At 72.3% G+C, this 21,808-nt stretch carries 16 protein-coding genes and 2 pseudogenes; 14 read left to right on the plus strand and 4 right to left on the minus strand.

Annotated features, from left to right (window positions below; translation table 11 throughout):
• Window positions 1–37: 37 nt before the first annotated feature.
• Entirely contained in the window at window positions 38–2,365 is a 2,328-nt protein-coding gene (locus WAB15_RS22895) for a SulP family inorganic anion transporter (protein ID WP_407287390.1), read from the minus strand.
• 480 nt (window positions 2,366–2,845) lie between these two features.
• Window positions 2,846–3,832: an ATP-binding protein gene (locus tag WAB15_RS22900; RefSeq protein ID WP_407287391.1), complete on the minus strand. Its 987-nt coding sequence runs from the start codon at window positions 3,830–3,832 to the stop codon at window positions 2,846–2,848.
• Window positions 3,833–3,933: 101 nt separating this feature from the next.
• Between WAB15_RS22900 and WAB15_RS22905 the strand changes: the two genes are divergently transcribed.
• Entirely contained in the window at window positions 3,934–4,791 is an 858-nt protein-coding gene (locus WAB15_RS22905) for an oxidoreductase (protein WP_399149347.1), read from the plus strand.
• Between the two features lie 376 nt (window positions 4,792–5,167).
• Here WAB15_RS22905 and WAB15_RS22910 read toward each other — a convergent pair whose 3' ends face one another.
• Window positions 5,168–6,061: an HAD family hydrolase gene (locus WAB15_RS22910; RefSeq protein WP_399149348.1), complete on the minus strand. Its 894-nt coding sequence runs from the start codon at window positions 6,059–6,061 to the stop codon at window positions 5,168–5,170.
• 492 nt (window positions 6,062–6,553) lie between these two features.
• Between WAB15_RS22910 and ssd the strand changes: the two are divergent.
• The 7 genes and pseudogenes from ssd to WAB15_RS22945 form a co-directional block, all read left to right on the plus strand.
• Window positions 6,554–7,657: pseudogene (gene ssd, locus WAB15_RS22915) on the plus strand (septum site-determining protein Ssd); the annotation flags it as partial.
• A 287-nt stretch (window positions 7,658–7,944) separates the two neighbouring features.
• Entirely contained in the window at window positions 7,945–9,117 is a 1,173-nt protein-coding gene (locus WAB15_RS22920) for a TadA family conjugal transfer-associated ATPase (RefSeq protein WP_407287392.1), read from the plus strand.
• Window positions 9,114–10,058 (plus strand): type II secretion system F family protein, encoded by a 945-nt coding sequence (locus WAB15_RS22925; RefSeq protein ID WP_407287393.1) that lies wholly within the window; start codon window positions 9,114–9,116, stop codon window positions 10,056–10,058. Before WAB15_RS22920 ends, WAB15_RS22925 begins: the two co-directional genes overlap by 4 nt.
• The gene (locus WAB15_RS22930; RefSeq protein ID WP_407287394.1) at window positions 10,055–10,879 is read left to right on the plus strand and encodes a type II secretion system F family protein; all 825 of its coding nucleotides are present in this window, start codon (window positions 10,055–10,057) and stop codon (window positions 10,877–10,879) included. Before WAB15_RS22925 ends, WAB15_RS22930 begins: the two co-directional genes overlap by 4 nt.
• Window positions 10,880–11,040: 161 nt before the next feature.
• Window positions 11,041–11,199 (plus strand): DUF4244 domain-containing protein, encoded by a 159-nt coding sequence (locus WAB15_RS22935; RefSeq protein WP_407287395.1) that lies wholly within the window; start codon window positions 11,041–11,043, stop codon window positions 11,197–11,199.
• Window positions 11,186–11,605: a TadE family type IV pilus minor pilin gene (locus WAB15_RS22940; protein WP_407287396.1), complete on the plus strand. Its 420-nt coding sequence runs from the start codon at window positions 11,186–11,188 to the stop codon at window positions 11,603–11,605. The genes WAB15_RS22935 and WAB15_RS22940 overlap by 14 nt, the downstream gene beginning before the upstream one ends.
• Window positions 11,583–11,855: pseudogene (locus WAB15_RS22945) on the plus strand (Rv3654c family TadE-like protein); the annotation flags it as partial. The gene WAB15_RS22940 and the pseudogene WAB15_RS22945, both read left to right, overlap by 23 nt.
• Before the next feature lie 198 nt (window positions 11,856–12,053).
• On the opposite strand, the gene WAB15_RS22950 reads toward WAB15_RS22945, so the two are convergent.
• On the minus strand, window positions 12,054–14,429 hold the full coding sequence (locus WAB15_RS22950; protein WP_407287397.1) for a DEAD/DEAH box helicase: 2,376 nt from the start codon (window positions 14,427–14,429) through the stop codon (window positions 12,054–12,056).
• 162 nt (window positions 14,430–14,591) lie between these two features.
• Between WAB15_RS22950 and bldG the strand changes: the two genes are divergently transcribed.
• The 6 genes from bldG to WAB15_RS22980 all read left to right on the plus strand — a co-directional run bounded on the left by bldG (window position 14,592) and on the right by WAB15_RS22980 (window position 21,520).
• Window positions 14,592–14,933, plus strand: a complete 342-nt coding sequence (bldG, locus tag WAB15_RS22955; RefSeq protein ID WP_004571875.1) for an anti-sigma factor antagonist BldG — start codon at window positions 14,592–14,594, stop codon at window positions 14,931–14,933.
• Between the two features lie 109 nt (window positions 14,934–15,042).
• Window positions 15,043–15,486, plus strand: coding sequence for an ATP-binding protein (locus WAB15_RS22960; RefSeq protein WP_399149355.1), 444 nt, complete (start codon window positions 15,043–15,045; stop codon window positions 15,484–15,486).
• An 810-nt stretch (window positions 15,487–16,296) separates the two neighbouring features.
• Window positions 16,297–18,702, plus strand: coding sequence for a sodium-translocating pyrophosphatase (locus tag WAB15_RS22965; RefSeq protein WP_399149356.1), 2,406 nt, complete (start codon window positions 16,297–16,299; stop codon window positions 18,700–18,702).
• A 219-nt stretch (window positions 18,703–18,921) separates the two neighbouring features.
• Window positions 18,922–19,497, plus strand: coding sequence for a small secreted protein (locus tag WAB15_RS22970; protein ID WP_407287398.1), 576 nt, complete (start codon window positions 18,922–18,924; stop codon window positions 19,495–19,497).
• A gap of 111 nt (window positions 19,498–19,608) precedes the next feature.
• Window positions 19,609–21,168 (plus strand): methyltransferase, encoded by a 1,560-nt coding sequence (locus tag WAB15_RS22975; RefSeq protein ID WP_407287399.1) that lies wholly within the window; start codon window positions 19,609–19,611, stop codon window positions 21,166–21,168.
• A 154-nt stretch (window positions 21,169–21,322) separates the two neighbouring features.
• Window positions 21,323–21,520: a hypothetical protein gene (locus tag WAB15_RS22980; protein WP_399149359.1), complete on the plus strand. Its 198-nt coding sequence runs from the start codon at window positions 21,323–21,325 to the stop codon at window positions 21,518–21,520.
• Window positions 21,521–21,808: the final 288 nt, after the last annotated feature.

Genomic DNA, 21,808 nt, shown 5'->3' on the forward strand with positions numbered 1-21,808 from the left:
CGTCTGTTCCGCCGCCCTCGGACGGGGGTTGCGCAGGTCAGACGCCGACCGGCGCCGCCTCGCCGCGGACCGCGCAGAACCGCCCGGTGGCCTCGTCGAGCACATACGCCTGGGCCGCGCCGACGTCGAAGTACATGCCGTGCAGGGCGAGGGTGCCCTCGGCCACCCGGCGGGCCACACAGGCGTGCGCCCTGAGGTGGTCGAGCTGCTGCATGACATTGACGAGCGCCAGTCGCTCCTGGTCGTCGGCCACCGGTCGGCCGGCCAGCGCGACTTCGCCCCGCCCCAGCCGTCCGATGCGCTGCATCCGGGCCAGGCTCGGGCGGCCGTGGCGCAGCCAGCGGGCGAGCGGGGTCGGCTCGGCCCCGTCCGGAGCGGCGGTGCTCAGCAGCGCCCCCATGGCGCCGCACCCCGAATGCCCGCACACCGTGATCGAGCCGACCCGCAGCACCTCCACCGCGTACTCGATCGCCGCTCCCACGGAGTCGCAGGAGGCCTCCGCGCCGGGTGGCGGCATCAGGTTGCCGACGTTGCGCACGGTGAACAGGTCGCCCGGACCACTGGAGGTGATCATGCTCGTGACCAGCCGGGAGTCCGCGCAGGTCAGAAACAGCTGGGTGGGCCGCTGGCCGTCGCGGGCGAGCCGTGCCAGCTCCTCGCGCACGAGCGGGGCGGTGTGGCGCTGGAACGCGCTGACCCCGCCCAGCAGTTGGCTGCCGCTGCTCTCGGGGGCCGCCGAGTGCTGGGGGGCGGGCCGGGTGCAGTGGTGGTTGCGCCACGGCGTCCACGGCCGGCACGAGTGACCGCCGGCCGGCTCGGCGAGCGGACGACCCCCGCGGCCGCCCAGCGTCACCCAGCCGCCGTGCGCCCGATGGGTGGCGCACCAGGACTGCAGGGCCTCGTAGGCGGCGTGGTCCATGAACGAGCCGTACAGCTCGACGACGACCTCGGTGTGCGCCGGCACCAGCGCCAGCGCCCGGGTCAGCCGCGGCACCGCCAGGAACGTCAGCTGGCCGCTGATGCGCACCCGGTAGCCCTCGTCCTCCTGGGCGACGGTGACCCGGGTGTGGGTCAGCCGGCGCAGCGCCAGGAAGGCGGCGACCGCGATGCCGGCCGCCACGCCCTGCAGGACACCGAAGAGGACGACCCCGCCCAGGGTGCCCGCGTACACCGGGAATTCGCGGTGCCGCTGCACATGCCGGATGTGCGCGAAGCTCACCATCCGTACGCCGACGGCCATCACCAGCGCGGCGAGCGCGGCCAGCGGGATCAGCTCCAGCACCCCGCCCAGCAGGCCCGCGCACAGCAGTACCCATACGCCGTGCAGCACGGTGGCCCAGCGGGTGGCGGCCCCGGCCCGTACGTTGGCCGAGCCGCGGATCGCGCCCCCGGAGATCGGCAGCCCGCCCAGCAGCCCGGAAGCGACATTGGCCACGCCCTGGCCGGCCAGCTCGCGGTTGAGCCGCGCTCGGTCCGTGGGGGCGCCCGGCCGCTCGGCCGCGAGCCGGTCCACAGCCGCCGCCGACAGCAGCGACTCCATACTGGCGACGAGGGTGACGGTCAGTACCGCGGCCACCAGGGCCGGCACGGACGCCTCCGGGAGGGCGGGCGGCGCGGGCAGCCGCCAGGACGGCAGCTCCACGCGCGGTACCGCCATCCCGGCGCTGGCGGCCGTCGCGGCGAGCACGGCGGCCAGGGGAGCCGGCACCACCCGCGCCCAGCGCCCGGCGCGGCCCGGCAGCCGCCCCCAGCCGATCAGTACGGTGACGGTGATGGCGCCGATCAGCAGCGCGGCGATGTGCGGATGCGCCAACTGCCCGGGCAGCGCGGCGGCGTTGTCGAGCGCCGAGCTGTCGGGGCTGCCGCCGAGCACCACATGGAGCTGCCCGATGGCGATGGTGACCCCGATACCGGCCAGCATGCCGTGCACGATGGCCGGGCTGATGGCCAGCGTCGCGCGGGCCACGCGCAATGCGCCCAGGGCGAGTTGGGCGAGGCCGGCCAGGACCGTGATGGCGCAGGTGGCGCGCCAGCCGAAGCGCTGGACGAGGTCGGCGGTGACCACCAGGAGGCCGGTGGCCGCGCCGCTCACCTGGAGGGGGGTGCCGCCGAGCAGCCCGGCGACGATACCGCCGACGGCCGCCGCGACCAGTCCGGCCTGGAGCGGGGCGCCGGTGGCCAGCGCGATGCCCAGCGACAGCGGTACGGCGAGCAGGAAGACGACGATCGAGGCGGAGAGGTCCCGGCGGCAGGTGGCCCGGCCGGCCTTTGGTGCAGGGGGTTCCTCCGGGCGTCTACGGGGCTCGGGAGGGATCTCGGAGCGGTGCGGTGTGGGCTGCGGCGGCGGCTTCTCCATCTGCGACATTCCCGTCTCCTCCGGGGCGACTCGGTCGCGCGGGGCGCGATCGTGGGGCGGCGGTGTACTGCGGCGGGACGTGAGCCGACCGGCGGTCGTCGTGATGGGGGACGGTCCGGCGACCCTCAAGCATCGGTAAATGGATCGTAATGACGGGTAAAGGTAGTGAGAAGCTTTTGCGCGCATTCGCCCCAAAGTATCCATCTATCGGGTGAATGTCAGGTCTTTTGGCTTGCCCGTGTCATTCGTGTTCCTGGCGCGTGAAAGCTCATGGGGGTATTCCGATCCGCCACTCGGAAAAGCGCTCGCGGCGCCAGGAATGACATGACCGACGTCGGTGGCATCAGTTGAGGGCGGCCGCGGGAAAAGGGGCGACGGCGAGGCGTCGGGACCAGGGGTGACGGGGTCCACCCGGCGGCTAACGGGCGGCTGGGCCGGCGGGCTGCGGGCCAGGCCGGCCGGTCCGCCTGGCCCGCGCGGCCTGGCAGGTCAGGCGGGCTGTGGGGTTGCCGTTCCTTCGTGGAGCACGAACGCCGGGTCTACCTGGGCCGCCAGATCGACGCCGGTCTTCGCATTGCCCCAGCTCTCCGCGTTCTTCAGGTGGAAGTGCACCATCTGGCGGGTGTAGCGCTCCCAGTCGCGTCGCCCGTAGGCCGCGTCGGCCGTGTCGTGCAGTACCTCCAGGGCGCGGCGGTTGGCCTGCTCCAGGTAGGAGAAGCGGGCCGGGCGGCCCTTCTCCATGGCGCGCACCCACTCGGAGTGCCCGACCGTCACCAGCAGGTCGTCGCCCACCTCGTCGCGCAGGTACGCCAGGTCGTCGGGGCTCTGCACCTTGTTGCCGACGACCTTGAGGGAGACGCCGAAATCCCGCGCGTACTCCTTGTACTGGCGGTAGACGGCGACGCCCTTACGGGTCGGCTCGGCGACCAGGAAGGTCATGTCGAAGCGGGTGAACATCCCGGAGGCGAAGGAGTCGGAACCGGCCGTCATATCGACGACGACATACTCCGTCCGGCCGTCGACAAGGTGGTTCAGGCACAGTTCGACCGCGCCGACCTTGGAGTGGTAGCAGGCCACGCCCAGATCGGACTCGGTGAACGGGCCCGTCGCCATCAGCCGCACCGTGGCGCCGTCGAGCTCCACCGTCCGCGCGCAGGCGTCGTAGACGGGGTTGTCCTCGACGACCCGCAGCAGCCGTGAGCCCTCGCCGGGCGGGGTGGTCTTGATCATGGAAGCGGCGGACGGGATCCGCGGGTTGCCGCCGCGCAAGTAGTCCTTGATCAGCGGCAGATGGGCGCCCATCGCGGGGAGCGCGGCGGCCTGCGTCTCATCGAGGCCGAGGGCGGCACCCAGATGTTGGTTGATGTCGGCGTCCACCGCGATCACGGGGATGCGGGACGCGGCGAGATGCCGGATGAACAGGGAGGACAGGGTGGTCTTGCCGCTGCCGCCCTTGCCTACGAAAGCGATCTTCATGTTCACCAAGGGTAATCTCGCTCTGCCTCTGAGTGAGGGGTTCGCGTGAAGAAGACCACTCCTTCGAGGGGTCCGGCCCGGTGGTGCGTAGGGTCGTACCCATGGCTGGAATCTCCCGGGGGACCTCCCCCGCATCCCCCAAAGCGAGCGACGATCCGCTCGTGACCCTGGCCTCGCTCCCGGGAGTCGCCGACTCCGTGGACTCCGTACGCAAGGGCGTCGACCGGGTCTACGGCCACCGGATCATGCGGCGCCGGAGCAATGAGGTCACCTCCGAGGCGGCGCTGCGCGGAGCGCGCGGTTCCGCGGCGCTGTCGGGAGCCGACTGGGCGCTCGAAGAGGTCCGGCGCCGGACCGACTTCGGCGTCGAGGGCGAGCCCCGGACGGTCGGCGCGGCGCTGCGGCTGACTGCGGAGGCGGGGCAGCTGCTGAGCGTGTGGCGGCAGTCGCCGCTGCGTGTGCTGGCGCGGCTCCATCTGGTGGCGGCCGGCGGGGAGTCGCCGGACGAGACCGTGGGGCGGCCCCGGCTGGCCGGCGAGCCGGTGGACGAACCGCTCGTCGAGCTGGCGCTCCCGGATGCGGACGAGGTCGCCGGACGGCTGGACGGACTGTCGCGGCTGCTGCTCGCGGGTACCGAGGCGCCGGCCCTGGTGGTCGCGGCGGTGGTGCACGGCGAGCTGCTCGCGCTGCGGCCCTTCGCGTCGCACAACGGGCTGGTGGCGCGGGCCGCGGAGCGGATCGTGCTGATCGGCAGCGGACTGGACCCCAAGTCGATCTGTCCTGCCGAGGTCGGGCATGCCGAGTTGGGGCGCGCGGCGTATGTCGCCGCCCTGGAGGGCTATGTCTCGGGCACCCCGGAGGGCGTCGCGGCATGGATCGCGCACTGTGGGCGCGCGGTGGAACTCGGCGTACGGGAGAGCACCGCGGTCTGTGAGGCGCTGCAGCGCGGCGCGGCATAAGAGTGGCATAAGTGGCGACGAGGTGAAGACTTCGAAACCGCCCGGGGAATCCGGAACCATTGCTTCAATTCGTCCCCGAACAGGGTTGCGGCGGTACCAATCGGTGGTACCGCCGCTGGCATGTCTGCCGGGTTACCATGCGTGCACGAAATTTGCCCATCAGGTCGGAATCTTCGTCCGGTTACCTGGTGCGGCTGGCCCGTAATCGACGGGTCGGCGTCGCGTGGGTGCCCGACATTCATGCATCGGTCCGTGGGCCACTTGCTGCGTTAAAGGTGTTCCTCTCGGATGTCCTTGGTCTCGCGGGCCGTTAAGTCCTTTGTACTACTCGTGCCGGGCGAGGGGAAGCCCAGGCGGCAGAACTTTACGTTCACCTTCAAATACGGGCATTACGGGCGGCGCTGCTCCGGTCAAAACTACGGAAGCGCAACTTTGTGGTTTTCCGCCGACTCGCGTACCAGACGAGTGTCGCGGTCGCCATGGCCGCGCCGGCCGCCGCCATGGCGGCGAGAACCGGCCGCGAGGGCATCGACAGCGCCGGCAGCCGCTGCTTGAGCGGAACCGGGCGGTTGAAGGAGAGGACCGGCCAGCCACGGGCCACCGCCTCCCGGCGCAGTGCCCGGTCCGGATTGACCGCACAGGGGTGTCCGACCGCCGAGAGCATCGGTACGTCGGTGGCCGAATCGCTGTAGGCATAGCAGCGTTCCAAGTCGTAGCCCTCGGACGCGGCCAGTTCCCGGACGGCCTCGGCCTTGGTCGGACCGTAGGCGTAATACTCCACCTCGCCGGTGAAGCGGCCGTCCTCGCCGACGACCATACGGGTGGCCACGACCCGGTCGGCGCCCAGGAGTTCACCGATGGGTTCGACGACCTCGGCACCGGAAGTCGAGACGATGACGACATCGCGTCCGGCGGCGTGATGCTCTTCGATGAGTGAGGCCGCCTCGTCGTAAATGATCGGGTCGATCAGATCGTGCAGGGTCTCGGCGACGATCTCGCGGACCTGGGCCACGTCCCAGCCGCGGCACAGCGAGGAGAGATATTCACGCATCCGCTCCATCTGATCGTGGTCGGCGCCACCCGCAAGGAACACGAACTGGGCGTACGCAGTGCGCAGTACGGCCCGCCGATTGATCAGGCCGCCTTGGTAGAACGACTTGCTGAAGGTCAGCGTGCTCGACTTTGCAATGACGGTCTTGTCCAAGTCGAAGAACGCAGCAGTACGGGGAGTCGAGTGAGGCACGGAGTGGTTTTCCACGGGGGTGAGCATAGGCTCCCACCATTCGGCGTAAGGTGTGGCGCGTGGGTTTGCCTGAGAAGGCTCTCGGGTACACCATGGAAGTCACGGATCGTTCGCGACCGTGCTAACCCGGTCCGGCTCCTCCCCCCCCGAGTCGGCCGTGGGGACGACCCCCGCTCTCCCCCCCGGCGGGGGTCGTCGCATGTCCGGACGCTTTTTCCGCCGCCGGGCGACGATCCGCCTCGCCCTCCGCCTCTGTGGCGCCGGCGGCCGGGCCACCTCGCTTCCGTTACCCATCGTAGTCAACGCGCTGCTCTGAGGAACCCCCTCTCGGGTCCTTCGTGAAGCTCTCTTGAGCCCCAGAAGTCGCCCTTCGTCGCTGGAATAGGTGACGGGGATATTCACAGCCGCGGAGTTGTCCACAGATTTGGTTCAAGATCCACTCAGATTTCCCGATCGCTGCATCGTAAAAGTCCGCGAGTTCGCGGATGTGCGAGTCGCGTAGCGATAGGGGGACGGAACGTGGCCGGAACCACGCCATCGGAGCGACCGGACCGCACCGGCGAAGAGCGGGGCGGTCCGCTGATCATCACCGAGGACGAACGACTCCTGGACGATCTGCTGCGGCTGTGCGCCGCGGCGGGTGTGCTGCCCGAGGTGGCGCACGGCCTGCCGGCCCGCAAAGGGGGCTGGGAGGCGGCGCCCCTGGTCATCGTCGGCGAGGACTGCGCGAGCCGCCTGTACGGAGCCGGCCGCCGGGCAGGCGTCATCCTCACAGGCCGGGACACCGACGACCAGGAGACCTGGCGCCGGGCCGTCGCCATCGGCGCGGAGCGCGTCCTCACGCTGCCTGACGGGGAGCGCTGGCTGGTCGACCGCATCGCCGACGCCGTCGAGGGTGCAGGCCCGCCGGCCCTGACGGTCGGCGTCATCGGCGGCCGCGGCGGCGCCGGTGCGAGCACCCTGGCCGGCGCGCTGGCCGTCACCGCCGCCCGGACGGGCCGGCGCACGATGCTCGTCGACGGCGACCCGCTGGGCGGCGGGCTGGACGTCCTGCTGGGCGGCGAGAAGGAAAAGGGCCTGCGCTGGCCGGCGTTCGCTGAATCGCGCGGCCGGGTGGCCGGCGGCGCCCTGGCCGAATCGCTGCCGCAGCTGCACTCCCTGCGGGTCCTCAGCTGGGACCGGGGCCCCGACGTCACCATCCCGCCGGCGGCGATGCGCGCCGTCATGGCGGCGGCACGCCGACGGGGCGGGGTCGTGGTCGTGGACCTGCCGCGCCGTGTCGACGAGGCGACGGCGGAGGCCCTGGCCCAAGTGGATATGGGGCTGCTGCTCGTCCCCACGGAGCTGCGCGCGGTCGCGGCGGCCCAGCGGGTGGCCTCCGGCGTCCAACAGCAGCTGAGTGATCTCCGTGTGGTGGCTCGCGGCACGCCTGAACGCCACGGCCACGGCCTGTCTCCGAGCGAAATCGCCCGCCTCATGGACCTGCCCTTGGCCGGCGAACTGCCCTGGGAGCAGGGCCTGTTGGTGGACCTGGCGCGCGGCGTACCGCCGGGTGCGCGGGTCCGGGAGCCGCTGGCGAGGTTCTGCGCGGGGTTCTGGCGGCGGGTGGCGGCGAGTGGAGGTGATGGGGCGGAGGAGGCGCCAGGTCCGGGCGCGGCGCAAGCGCAAGTCCCATGGCCGGGGCCGCAGGGTGGCGCGGGTTCCGGTGCGGGACCGAGCGGTGGGCCGGGGGCGGACCCGGAGGCCGGTTCGAGGCCGGGGCCGGACCTGCCGCCGGGGCGGAGGCCGGGTGCGGACCCGGCAGCTGGGTGGGGACAGGGGCGTGGCCCGGTTGCCTGGGCCGGTTCGGGGCCGCTGGCCGCGTTGGACGCCAGCGTGCTCCGGGCGGGCGGCCGGGGCGGAGGCCGGGCATGAGGACGGGGCCGGGGCGGGACCTGCTGGACGTCGTGCGCCGGCGGCTCGCCGAGGCGGGGGCGGAGCCGACACCGGCTCGGGTGGCGGTGGCGCTGCGCGAGGAGGGACGGCTCCTGGGAGACGCCGAAGTGCTGGGCGTGGTGGCCGCGTTGCGGTCCGAGATGGTGGGCAGCGGACCGCTGGAGCCGCTGCTGGCCGCACCCGAGGTGACGGACGTCCTGGTCACCGCGCCGGACGAGGTCTGGGTGGACCGCGGCACCGGCCTGGAGCGTACGGATGTCCGCTTCCGGGACGAGGCGGAGGTGCGCAGGCTCGCCCAGCGGCTGGCGGCGGTGGCCGGCCGGCGCCTGGACGACGCCCGCCCCTGGGTGGACGCCCGGCTCCCGGACGGCACCCGGCTGCACGCCGTGTTGCCCCCGGTGGCGGTAGCCGGGACCTGTCTGTCCCTTCGGGTGCTGCGGCCACGCGCCTTCGGGCTCGTGGAGCTGGTCGCGGCGGGGACGGTCCCGCCGGGCGGCGAACGGCTGCTGCGGGCGATGCTGGCGGCCCGGCTGTCGTTCCTCATCAGCGGGGGCACCGGCTCGGGCAAGACCACACTCCTCAGCACGCTGCTCGGCCTGGTCGGCCCGACCGAGCGGATCGTCCTGGCCGAGGACTCCGCGGAGCTGCGGCCGGACCACCCCCACGTGGTGCGGCTGGAGACCCGCCCGGCCAACCAGGAGGGCGTCGGCCGGGTGGCGCTGAGCGACCTCGTACGGCAGGCGCTGCGGATGCGCCCCGACCGGCTGGTGGTCGGCGAGGTGCGTGGCGCCGAAGTCACGGACTTGCTGGCCGCGCTCAACACGGGCCATGAGGGCGGCTGCGGCACGGTCCACGCGAACGCCGCCTGCGACGTCCCCGCCCGGCTGGAGGCCCTCGGCTCGGCCGCGGGACTCGACCGTGCCGCGCTGCACAGCCAGTTGGCGGCCGCGCTCTCGGTCGTACTGCATCTTGTGCGCGATCGGACCGGCCGGCGCCGGATCGCCGAGCTCCATGTCCTGGAGCGGGACCGCGACGGCTTCGTGGTGACCGTACCGGCCGCCGTCTGGGGCCCGAGCGGCTTCCGGCAAGTGCGCGGCTGGGAGCGGTTGATGCGGCTCTGCGAGCGGGGCGGGGGCGAGTGCCGATGAGCGGGACCGGGGTGGCGCTCGCGGTCGCGGTGCTCTTCGCGGGAGTCGCGCTCCAGGCGGTCGCCGTGAGGCGGCGGAGCGACGTACGGCGGCGGGCCCGGGCTCTGTTCGGGGACGGTGAGGAGGCGGGCCCGGTGGGGCTGTGGCAGGCCTGGTCTCCGGTCGAAGGGCTGCGGAAGTGGTGCGCGGAGCGGGTGACCGAGGGGGATGTGGGCAGACGGTGGAGCGTCGGCCGTTGGGGCGCCATCGGGCGGGAGGCCTGGTGCCTGCCCGCCGGGGTGGCGCTGGGAGCGCTGGGCGGGTCCCCGCTGCCGGTGCTCGCCTCGCCGGTGGCCATGTTCCTTGTCCGGCGCCGGCTGGCCGCCCGTGGCGCGGAGCGAGCGCGGGACCGGCGGGCCGCTCAGGTGATCGGGCTGTGCGCGGCGGTGGCGGGCGAGCTGCGGGCCGGACGACAGCCGGCCCAGGCACTGCTCGCCGCGGGGTCGCCGGGCCTCGGGGAGGCGGGCTCGGAGGTGGTGGCGGCCGCCCGTTACGGCGGGGACGTGCCCCAGGCGCTCCGTTCCGCGGCGCGAGCGCCCGGAGCCGAGGGGCTGACCGGCATGGCGGCGTGCTGGCAGGTGGCGGTGGAAGGCGGTGCCGGACTGGCCTCCGGGCTGGAGCGGATCGCGGCCGGGCTCCGTGCCCAACGGGATCAACGCGAGGAGCTGAGCGCCCAGTTGGCGGGGCCGCGCACCACTGCGCTGATGCTCGCGCTGCTCCCGGTCGGCGGGCTCCTGATGGGCAGCGCCCTGGGCGCCGACCCCCTGCGGGTGCTGCTGCACACCCCGGCCGGCTGGGGCTGTCTGGCGGCGGGCGGGCTTCTGGAGTGGGGCGGCGTGGCCTGGACCGCCCGGATCGTCGCGGATGCGGAAGGCACGGGAGTGAGGAGGGGAGTGTCGTGAGCGCGGAAGTTGTCCACAGGGTGGGGATGACGGTCGCGGCCGTCATGGCGCTGCTGTGCGTGATGGCGCTGGTACGGGAAGCACGCCGCGCACGAGCCGTACGCAGGCGGGCGTCGGCGCTGTGGAGCGGCGGGGCGGGCGGCGACGGTGCCCGACGGACTGGACGTCGGGCCGAAGGGCGGAAGCGAGGACGGACCGGCGGTCGGGGGACCACGAGGGGACCGAAGGCCTGGGCCGGGCCCCTGGGGGCGGCCGGCTTCGTGGCCATCGTCGTCGGCGGAGCCCCTGGTGTCGTGGCAGGACTCGCGGTGGGCTTCGGAGCGCATCGCTGGCTGACACGTCAACGGGGCGAGGAGGAAGCCAGGTTGGCCGCCGTGGCGGTACGTACGGAGCTGGCGCCCGCAGGCGATCTGCTGGCGGCCTGCCTCGCGGCGGGGGCCGGCCCGCGGGAGTCGGCCGAGGCGGTGGGCCGTTCGCTCCACGGGCCCGTGGCCGAGCGGCTGCGCCAGGTGGCGGCGGAACTGCGCCTGGGCGGCGAACCGGCCGTCGTATGGCCACGGCTGGCAGCCCTCCCCGGAGCCGAAGGGCTGGCGCGTTGTATGGAGCGCGCCGGGGTATCGGGGGTGCCGGCCGTCGAGTCGGTGTCGCGGATCGCCGCCGAACTCCGTGCGGAGCAGGCCAGGGCGGCCACCGCGCGGGCCCGGCGGGCCGGGGTGCTCGTCACCCTTCCGCTGGCGGCGTGCTTTTTGCCGGCGTTCCTGGTGCTCGGGGTGGCGCCGGTGCTGATCGGCCTGGCAGCCGGCCTCTTGGGAGGCGGTTGATCTCGATACGCATCCGGCTGGTCTCGATACCCGACCGATCTCGATATCCGACTGGTCCCGATACCTGACTGATCTCTGGACGAAGCAAGTTCGGCAACCGGCCATGAAGCCGGAGAGCGGGGGATGGAATGTTTCGACGGTGGTGGACGAGGCTGCGCTCGGTGGCGGCCGACGACCGGGGGATGGTCACGGCGGAGTACGCCGTGGGAACGCTCGCGGCGGCGGCTCTGGCGACGGCGTTCTACAAGATCGCGACGAGTGAGACCGTCCATGCGGCGCTGCGGTCGCTGTTCGAGCGGGCGCTAAATGCCCAGTTCTGATGGCAGGAGCAGGGCCGCAGGTAGGGGCAGGGGCACGGCCCCTGGGCCCCGCGGCGCCCCGAGGACTGCGCGCGACGCCGGATTCGTGACGGCGGAGACGGCCGTGGTCCTGCCGGTTCTGGTGACGATCGTGGCGGCGCTCATCTGGGGACTGCTGGCGGTCTGTGCCCGTATCGAGTGTGTGGACGCGGCCCGGGCCGGGGCGCGGGCGGCGGCGCGGTCGGAACCCCGGGCGGCGGTGATCGCGGCGGCAGAGGGGGCCGCTCCGCGGGGTGCGCGGGTCGCGCTGGCGCGGGAGGGCGACCTGGTGCGCGTACGGGTCGAGGCCGGGCTGCCCGGTGCGGGGCGGCTGACGGTGCAGGTCACAGGGGAGGCGGTGGCTCTTGCGGAGGAAACGGTGCGGTGATGAGGGCTCGGCGACGGTCTGGACGGTCTTCGCGGCCGCCGCGCTGTGCGCCGTCTTCCTGGCTCTGATCGCCGTGGGGCAGGCCGTGACGGCACGACATCGCGCGGGGGGAGCCGCGGACCTGGCGGCGCTGGCCGCGGCGGATCGCGCCCTCCAGGGCCCGGCCAGGGCGTGTGCGGCGGCGGGCCGGGTGGCGGACGCCCAGCGCACGCGTCTGGTGCGGTGCTCGGTGGTGGGGGCGATCGCGGATGTGTCGGTCGAGGCGGGTGGTCGTCCGTTCACGTCGCGGGTGCGGGCGCGCGCCGGGCCGGTGGGGTCCGGGCCGTCGCCCGCGGGGCCGGCGGGGCGGCTGGGGCGTGGAGATCCGCCGGGAACCCGGATCGGGCCGACTCGGCGCGGCCACTCGGCAGAAGCCACCGCCGGGCCCGCCACGGACGCCGTGAGACCGCTACGCCCCCGGCCGGTTTCCCTCCGGCGCTCCCCGCAGCAGCTCGGCCAGCAGGCGGATCGCTCCCCGCTTGTGGAGCGGGTCGTTGCCGTTGCCGCACTTGGGGGACTGGATGCACGAGGGGCAGCCCGCCTCGCACTCGCAGGAGGCGATGGCGGTGCGGGTGGCGGTGAGCCAGTCGGCGGCCGTGTGGAAAGCGCGTTCGGCGAAGCCGGCACCGCCGGGGTGGCCGTCGTAGACGAAGACGGTCGGCAGCAGGGTGTCCGGGTGCAGGGGGACGGAGACGCCGCCGATGTCCCAGCGGTCGCAGGTGGCGAAGAGCGGCAGCAGGCCGATGGAGGCGTGTTCCGCGGCGTGCAGCGCACCGCCCAGCTGCTCGGGATTGACGCGGGCGGCGTCGAGTTGGTCCTCGGTGACGGTCCACCACACCGCGCGGGTGCGCAGCGTACGGGGCGGCAGATCGAGCTTGGTCTCGCCCAGGACCTCGCCGGTGATGAGCTTGCGGCGCAGGAAGGAGACGACCTGGTTGGTGACCTCGACGGAGCCGAAGCAGAGCCGGGCGTCCCCCCAGGGGATCTCGGTGTCGGTCTCCAGGATGGAGATGGCGGTGGTGTCGCGGGCGGTCGTCGAGTAGGGCGGGCTGGCCTCTTCGACGAGGGCGACGTCGTCGTCCAGGTCGAGGTGCTGGACCACATAGGTGCGGCCCTGGTGGAGGTGGACCGCGCCGTCGTGGACGGTGGTGTGCGCGGCGGCGGCGTCCACGGTGCCCAGCAGCCGCCCGGTGCCGGCCTCGACCACCTGGACCGGCGAGCCGCCCTGGCCGCGGATGTCGGTGAGGTCGGCGGCCCGCTCGCGGCGCGTCCAGTGCCAGGCCGTGGCGCGGCGGCGGAGCAGGCCCGCGGCCTCCAGCTGCGGCATCAGCCCGGCGGCAGCGGGCCCGAAGAGCGGGAAGTCGGCTTCGGTGAGGGGACGTTCGGCCGCGGCCGCGCACAGGTGCGGGGCGAGCACGTAGGGGTTGTCGGGGTCGAGGACGGTCGACTCGACGGGCTGGTCGAAGAGGGCTTCGGGGTGGTGGACGAGATACGTGTCCAGCGGGTCGTCGCGGGCAACGAGCACGGCGAGCGCGCCCTGCCCGGCCCGCCCGGCGCGCCCGGCCTGCTGCCACAGGGACGCGCGGGTGCCCGGATAGCCGGCGATCACCACGGCGTCGAGGCCGGAGACGTCCACACCCAGTTCGAGCGCGGTGGTGGCGGCCAGGCCGAGGAGATCCCCGCTGTGCAGGGCGCGTTCAAGGGCGCGGCGCTCCTCGGGCAGATAGCCGCCCCGATAGGCGGCGACACGCGCGGGCAGCGAGCGGTCGACCTCCGCGAGCCGTTCCTGGGCGATCAGGGCGATCAGCTCGGCGCCGCGCCGGGAGCGTACGAAGGCGACGGTGCGTACGCCCTGGACGGCGAGGTCGGTGAGCAGATCCGCGGTCTCGGCGGTGGCGGTACGGCGGACCGGTGCGCCCTGTTCGCCGTGCAGCTCGGTCAGCGGCGGCTCCCACAGCGCGAAAACCAACTCGCCGCGCGGCGAGGTGTCCTCGGTGATCTCCACCACGGGCAGACCGGTGAGCCTGGTCGCGGCCTGCGCCGGTTCGGCGGCCGTGGCGGAGGCGAGCAGGAAGACAGGCTCGGAGCCGTAGCGGGCGCAGACGCGGCGCAGTCGGCGGACGACCTGCGCGACATGGGAGCCGAAGACTCCCCGGTAGCTGTGGCATTCGTCGATGACGACATAGCGCAGCGCCCGCAGGAAGGAGGACCAGCGCGGGTGGGACGGCAGGATGCCGCGGTGCAGCATGTCGGGGTTGGTCAGGACGTAGTTGGCGTACTGGCGGACCCATTCGCGTTCCTCGACGGGAGTGTCACCGTCGTAGACCGCGGGCCGGATGGCGGTGCCCAGCGGGGCGGCCAGCTCGCGTACGGCGCGCCGCTGGTCGGCCGCCAGTGCCTTTGTGGGGGCCAGATACAGGGCGGTGGCCCCCCGCCCGTTCGGGGCCTCGGAGCCGTCCAGGAGCGCGGAGAGGACCGGTGCGAGATACGCCAGGGACTTGCCCGAGGCGGTGCCGGTGGCGACGACGACCGACTCGCCGCGCAGCGCGTGTTCGGATGTCCGTGCCTGGTGGGCCCAGGGTCGATCGATTCCGGCCGAACGGATGGCGTCGATCACTTCCGGTCGGATCTGTTCCGGCCAGTCGGCATGGCTGCCGATGCGCGGGGGCAAGTGCTCCGTATGAGTGATGCGCGCAGCGCGGGTCGCGCCCCGGGCGAGACGTTCGAGAATCATGCCTGGGGAAGGGCGCGCGCCCGCATCCGGCGGGAGTCGATTGGAGGCCATCGGCACCGAGTGTGTCACCGGAGTGACGGACAATGCTCAAAGGGCGTCGTGCACGCCTACTGGTAAGTGATTGAATGCCATCGCGGCTGCCAGATCCGCCCCTACCTTCGGTGGGGAGGCCCCAGGGGGGCGACCGCTCGATAGCAAGGTGCTGGAGGATCCGTGGACCTGTCCCTGTCGACCCGGACCGTTGGCGACCGTACGGTCGTCGAGGTCGGTGGCGAGATTGATGTATACACCGCGCCCAAGCTGCGCGAGCAGCTGGTCGAGCTTGTGAACGACGGAAGCTACCACCTCGTGGTGGACATGGAACGTGTCGACTTCCTGGACTCCACTGGGCTCGGCGTGCTGGTCGGCGGGCTCAAGCGGGTGCGTGCCCATGAGGGCTCGCTGCGCCTGGTCTGCAACCAGGAGCGCATTCTCAAGATCTTCCGTATTACCGGACTGACCAAGGTGTTCCCGATTCACACCTCGGTCGACGAAGCCGTCGCAGCCACTGACTGACGGCTTGCCGGTACCCCCGCGCCAGCCGGCGCGGGGGAGGAAGTAGTGGGGGGTACCGGACCGGTGTCCGGCCCCCTGCGCCGCACGCCCGCATATCGAGGGGGATGGCATGGCCACCGTCGAACTTCGCTTCAGCGCCCTTCCCGAGCATGTCCGTACCGCGCGACTGGTCGCAGCTGCCGTGGCCCGGCGCGCCGGGGTGGACGAGGCCGTGCTGGACGAGGTGCGGCTCGCTGTCGGCGAGGCCTGCAGCCGGGCCGTGGGGCTGCATGAGAGCCATGACATCTCGGCGCCGGTGCGGGTGCTGCTGATCGAGGACGAGAAGAAGTTCTCGATCGAGGTGGGCGACGGGGTGTCCGGCGCCTCCGGGGTGGCCGGTGCGCGGGGCTCCGACGAGGCCGAGAGCGTCCCGGAGAGCGACGCCGAGGGCGAGGACGAGATGGGCCTCGCCGTGATCAGCGGGCTGGTCGATGACGTCGAGGTGACCTCCGGCGAGGACGGCGGGATGATCCGCATGACCTGGCCCACGACGACGGCGGCCGTTCTGCCATAGCGCGGAGCGCCGGCCTGAGCGCGAGAACGCGGGCCTGAGCGCGAGAGGGGCGCCGGCCTTGGCGCCGAGCGCGCCGGCCGTACGCGAGCGCGTCAGCCACCAGCCGTACGAGCATGCCCGTGGACCACCGGTCCCGGTGCGGCGGCTTCGACAGGCCCGACGGTTCACCTGTCCGACGGGCCCCTGCCTGACGTCTCCCCGCCCGACGGGCACTCCGTCCGACGTCCGCCACGCCGGACGGCCAGAGCGACTCCACGGGCCGCCAGGGACCGCTGACGACCGCGTGAGCGCCCCGCCCCACCCGAACGCCCCGGGAATCCCACCACCCGCCGGCCCTCGGCCCGCCACCTCCCGGGTCCCCGGTCCCTCCACCAGCTCACCCATGGGTTGCGATCCGGACTCGATCTGACGGCCTATCACCGTCCCTCGCCTCGCGTCGGAGGGTGACACGCGCGACCCGGGCCACCCGTTCGGCCGCGGCCGAGCGGCTCAATTCTCTCGGCCGTCACGCAGGCCACAACCGGCCCGGGTGACGGGACCGCCCCCTTTGAGCAGCGGCGATCACTCGGCGGGCAATTGACGATCAGTACGACATCGAGATCATCGGGCTGCGGTCAGCCAATTCACGCCTTTCCTTCGTCCGGGCGAATTCCGTACGCCGTCAGCCTTTTGATCTTCGCCGCTACCGGCGAATTCCCTTTGACGCGCCCTGTTTTGATCAACCGCGGCTCCCTACAATCCGTCCACATCTTGCTCAGGACGCCTGAGCGTGCTTCCGCGCGCCCATGTGCCAAACGTCAAGGAGGACGAATGGCGGGGCCTTACACCCCTCAGTTGCTTGACACCCCCTCTTTTCTGGCCGGGCCCTCGCTGACGGCAGGCAATCGCGGCATCGTGCTGGTGATCGCCGTGGTCGCCCTGGCGGCGCTGGCTGTCGCGGCGGTGCTGGTTCGCCAAGTACTCGCGGCCGGCCAGGGAACCGACAGTATGAAGAAGATCGCGGCGGCCGTGCAGGAGGGCGCGAATGCCTACCTGGCCCGGCAGTTGCGGACCCTCGGCGTATTCGCCGTCGTGGTGTTCTTCCTGCTCATGCTGCTGCCCGCGGACAACTGGACGCAGCGCGCCGGACGCAGCGCCTTCTTCTTGATCGGTGCCGGATTCTCGGCGGCCACCGGCTATATCGGCATGTGGCTCGCGGTCCGCGCCAATGTGCGGGTGGCGGCGGCCGCCCGGGAAGCCACTCCGGCCGAGGGCGATAAACGGGAAAAGGATCTTACGGCGGTCTCGCACACGGCCATGAAGATCGCATTTCGCACCGGTGGCGTTGTCGGCATGTTCACCGTGGGGCTGGGCCTGCTCGGCGCGTCCTGCGTGGTGCTCGTCTACGCGGTCGACGCGCCCAAGGTGCTGGAGGGCTTCGGCCTCGGCGCCGCGCTGATCGCCATGTTCATGAGGGTCGGCGGCGGCATCTTCACCAAGGCCGCGGACGTCGGCGCCGACCTCGTCGGCAAGGTCGAGCAGGGCATCCCCGAGGACGACCCGCGCAACGCCGCGACCATCGCGGACAACGTGGGCGACAACGTCGGGGACTGCGCCGGTATGGCGGCCGACCTCTTCGAGTCGTACGCGGTGACCCTGGTCGCCGCCCTCATCCTGGGCATGGCGGCCTTCGGCAACGCCGGGCTCGCCTTCCCGCTGCTGGTCCCGGCCATCGGTGTGGTCACCGCGATGATCGGCATCTTCGTCGTCGCGCCCCGGCGCAGCGACCGCAGCGGCATGACGGCGATCAACCGCGGCTTCTTCGTCTCCGCGGCCATCTCGCTGCTCCTGGTGGCCGCCGCGGTGTTCACCTACCTGCCGTCCAGTTACCGGGACCTGAAGGGCGTCACCGACCCGGACATCCTCGGCCGGAGCGGCGACCCCCGGATGCTGGCGCTGGTGGCGGTCGCCATCGGCATCGTGCTCGCCGCGCTGATCCAGCAGCTGACCGGCTACTTCACCGAGACCAACCGGCGGCCCGTCAGGGACATCGGCAAGACCTCGCTGACCGGTCCGGCCACCGTCATCCTCGCCGGCATCTCGATCGGTCTGGAGTCGGCCGTCTACTCGGCGGTGCTGATCGGCCTCGCGGTCTACGGGGCGTTCCTGCTGGGCGGTGCCTCCATCATGCTGGCGCTGTTCGCGGTGGCGCTGGCCGGCACCGGCCTGCTGACCACGGTCGGCGTGATCGTGGCGATGGACACCTTCGGCCCGGTCTCCGACAACGCGCAGGGCATCGCGGAGATGTCCGGCGATGTCACCGGTGACGGCGCGCAGGTGCTGACCGAGCTGGACGCGGTCGGCAACACCACCAAGGCCATCACCAAGGGCATCGCCATCGCGACGGCCGTACTGGCCGCCGCCGCGCTCTTCGGCTCGTACCGGGACGCGATCGCCACCGCCGTACGCGAAGTCGGCAGCGCCGCCAGCGGGATGGGGCTCAGCCTGGACATCTCGCAGCCCAACAACCTGGTCGGGCTGATCCTCGGCGCCTCGGTCGTCTTCCTGTTCTCCGGGCTGGCGATCAACGCGGTGTCGCGGTCGGCGGGCGCGGTGGTCTTCGAGGTGCGCCGGCAGTTCCGGGAGAAGCCCGGGATCATGGACTACACCGAGAAGCCGGAGTACGGCCGGGTCGTCGACATCTGCACCAAGGACGCGCTGCGCGAACTGGCCACCCCCGGGCTGCTGGCGGTGCTCACCCCCATCGCGGTCGGCTTCTCGCTCGGCGTCGGCGCGCTCGGCTCGTTCCTGGCGGGCGCGATCGGCACCGGCACGCTGATGGCGGTCTTCCTCGCCAACTCCGGTGGCGCGTGGGACAACGCCAAGAAGCTGGTCGAGGACGGCCACCACGGCGGCAAGGGCAGCGAGGCGCACGAGGCGACGATCATCGGCGACACCGTGGGCGACCCGTTCAAGGACACCGCCGGCCCGGCGATCAACCCGCTGCTGAAGGTCATGAACCTGGTGGCGCTGCTGATCGCGCCCGCTGTGGTGAAGTTCTCGTACGGCGAGGACAAGAGCCTCGGCGTACGGCTCGCGGTCGCGGTGCTGGCGATCGCCGTCATCGTCGGTGCGGTCTACGTCTCCAAGCGGCGCGGAATCGCCGTAGGTGACGAAGGCAACTCCGAAGACCCGGAGAGCATCGCCGAATCGGCCAAGACGGCCGTGGCGTCGTAACGGCCAAGTACCTCCGAAGGGGCTCGCGGACCGCTCAACTGGGCGGGTGGACGGCGTTTTTCACAGACGCCGGCCACCCGCCCTTTCGGCTGCCCGGGTGGCCCTGAGGTCCTTGGTGCAAATGGCTGCAATGAGGGGCGGAGGCGATGCCCGACCCATGGGCCAGGCCCTTTGGACGTGTATGTTCCGGGGCCGAGAGCCATGGAAGGGACCAATCCGGTGAACAAGAAGCTTGTGGCTGCACTGTCCGGCGGTGCGGCACTGGTGCTCGCGCTGACCGGCTGCAGCGAGGACAGCAGCAAGAAGCTCAACGACTGGGCGAAGACGTTCTGCGACTCTGCGCAGGCTCAGTTCAAGAAGATCCAGGACGCCAACGCCGCCATGCAGACGGCCGACACCGGCAGCACGGACTCCAAGAAGGTCCAGCAGACCGACTCGAAGGCGTTCCAGCAGATCTCAGACGCCTACGCCACGCTGGCCAAGAACCTGGACAAGGCCGGGCCACCGCCCAACGAGAACGCCGAGGCGCAGAAGCACGCCGTCACGGAGCTCAAGTTGCTCTCCCAGGGGTACACGAACCTCAAGAAGCAGGTCGAGGGCCTGAACACCAAGGACAAACTCAAGTTCGCGGACGGTCTGCGCGATCTGTCCAGCGGCATCAACAAACTCAACAAGCAGAGCGAGGCGGCCTTCAAGAAGCTGGAGTCTGGCGAGGTCGGCACGGCGATGGCCGGTCAGGAGGGCTGCCAGAGCAGCCAGGGCGTGTCGGGGTCTCCGTCGCCCAAGAAGTCCTGACACGGGGCAAGGAGTCCTGACGCGGGACCGAGCGGGCGGACACGGCCCGGCGACGCGCCCGAGGCGGGTGTGGCGCCGGGCCGTCGCCGATTGTCGGTGGCAGGGTCGACAATGGGGGACGTGAGTACGCACCTCCCCACCGCAGATGCCCAGGACCCCGAGAGCAGCGCCCGCACCGCCCGGTTGCGTGAGGCGCTGCTGGCCGCCGCCTTCACCGCCGACGGGTTGCTGGACCTGCTCGGCGCCCCGGCCTATGCCGCGCTGGCGCGCAGCGAGACCGTTCCCGCGCTGCGGGCGACCCGCGGTGACAGCCCGTTGGAGACGCTGGTGCGGCTCTTCCTGCTCCAGCGCCCGGTGGAGCTGCGGCGGGCGCGGGCGGCGCTGCCGGTCGAGGACTGCCTCGCCGATGGCTGGCTGGTGCAGGACGGCGACGAACTGCGCGCCCGGGTGGATGTACGCCCGTACGGCGGCCCCGAGGGGCAGGACTGGTGGATCGTCTCCGACCTGGGCTGCGCGGTCGGCGGCGCCGGCGGCATCCGGGGCGCCGGGGAGGCCGAGCGCGCACAGCTGGTGCTCGGCGTCGGCGGCGCCTCCACGACCCTCGCCGGGATCACGGTCCGCCGGCCGGTCGCCAAGGCGCTCGATCTCGGTACGGGCTCCGGCATCCAGGCGCTGCACGCCGCCCAGCACGCCACCCGGGTCACGGGCACCGACCTCAACCCCCGGGCGCTGCGGATCGCCGCGCTGACGCTGGCGCTCTCCGGGGCGGGAGCGGCGGATCTGCGGGAGGGCTCGCTCTTCGAGCCGGTCGGCGACGAGACGTACGACCTGATCGTGTCCAACCCGCCGTTCGTGATCTCGCCTCTGGCGTCCGACGGGGCGCGGCTGACCTACCGGGACGGCGGCATGGGTGGCGACGACCTGTGCCGGACGCTGGTCCAGCAGTCCGCCGCGCACCTCAACGACGGCGGATACTGCCAGTTGCTGGCCAATTGGCAGCATGTGGCGGGCGAGGAGTGGCACGATCGGCTGCGCTCCTGGGTGCCGCGCGGCTGCGACGCCTGGATCGTGCAGCGCGAGGTGCAGGACATCACCCAGTACACCGAGCTGTGGCTGCGCGACGCCGGTGACCACCGCGCCGATGCCGGGGCGTACGCCGCGCGCTACGACGCCTGGCTCGACGAATTCGAGGCGCGCAAGACCAAGGCCATCGGCTTCGGCTGGATCACGCTGCGCAATTCCGGGTCCGACACCCCGTCCATCACGGTCGAGGAGTGGCCGCATCCGGTCGAACAGCCGCTGGGGGAGTCGGTCGTGGGGCACTTCGACCGTCAGGACTATCTGCGGTCCACCGACGACGCGGCGCTGCTGGCCGGCCACTTCCGGCTGGCCGACGAGGTGGTCCAGGAGCAGGTAGGGCTGCCCGGGGCGGAGGACCCCGAGCATGTGGTGCTCCGTCAGAACCGCGGTATGCGAAGGGCGACGAAGGTGGACACGGTCGGTGCGGGCTTCGCCGGGGTGTGCGACGGCTCGCTGCCCGCCGGGCGGATCCTCGACGCCATCGCCCAACTCGTCGGCGAGGACCCGGTCCTGCTGCGGGACCGCACGCCGTCCTCCATCCGGATGCTGGTCGAGCAGGGGTTCTTGGAGCCGGTGGCCGCGGTCGACTGACGGCCGGAACAGCGGGGCTGAGGAGCGGCGGCCAGGGGAGAAACCAGGGGGAGGGGCCGGTACAGGGGCCCGGGGAGCGGGTCCGTACGGGAGGAGCGGAAGTCGTTCATCCGGCGTTCGCCCGGATGCCGTCCTGGGGTGTCACGCTGCCCGCATGGAGAGTGGACCCGAGGTGTTCGCCGGCGCGGCATTCGCGCTGTTCGGCGCCGGACTGCTGGTGTGGACGGGCGTCTGCGTACGGACCGGGCATCCGGTCGCCGAGGGCGTCAGCCGGCCGCTCGCCGCGCTGACGGCGCTGCTGGCCGGGGTGGCGTTCCTGGCCACGGGAGGCTGGCTGCTGGCCACGCTGTAGCCGTCCGCGCCGTCCGCCCCGGCCTGCCACGCACGACAGGGGTCGCGTCGTCCCACGGCCGCCCGCCGCGCCGTCACGCCGGCAGGCCACCCCGATGAGTCACCCCGACAAGGCACCCCGGCCACCCCCGTAAGCCACCCCGATAGGCCGCTCCGTGTGCTTCCGGACAGTTCTGTAACAGCCGGCCGACAGGTGGCCGATATGTGCCGTTACGTGGAACGCCGGCAGGCACCTGGCCATGTTCCTCGGTGAAGGCCGCCAACGGCCTGTACACCGTCTGTGAGGAAC

The sequence above is a fragment of the Streptomyces sirii genome (assembly GCF_045690365.1).
Taxonomy (GTDB): Bacteria; Actinomycetota; Actinomycetes; order Streptomycetales; family Streptomycetaceae; genus Streptomyces; species Streptomyces sirii.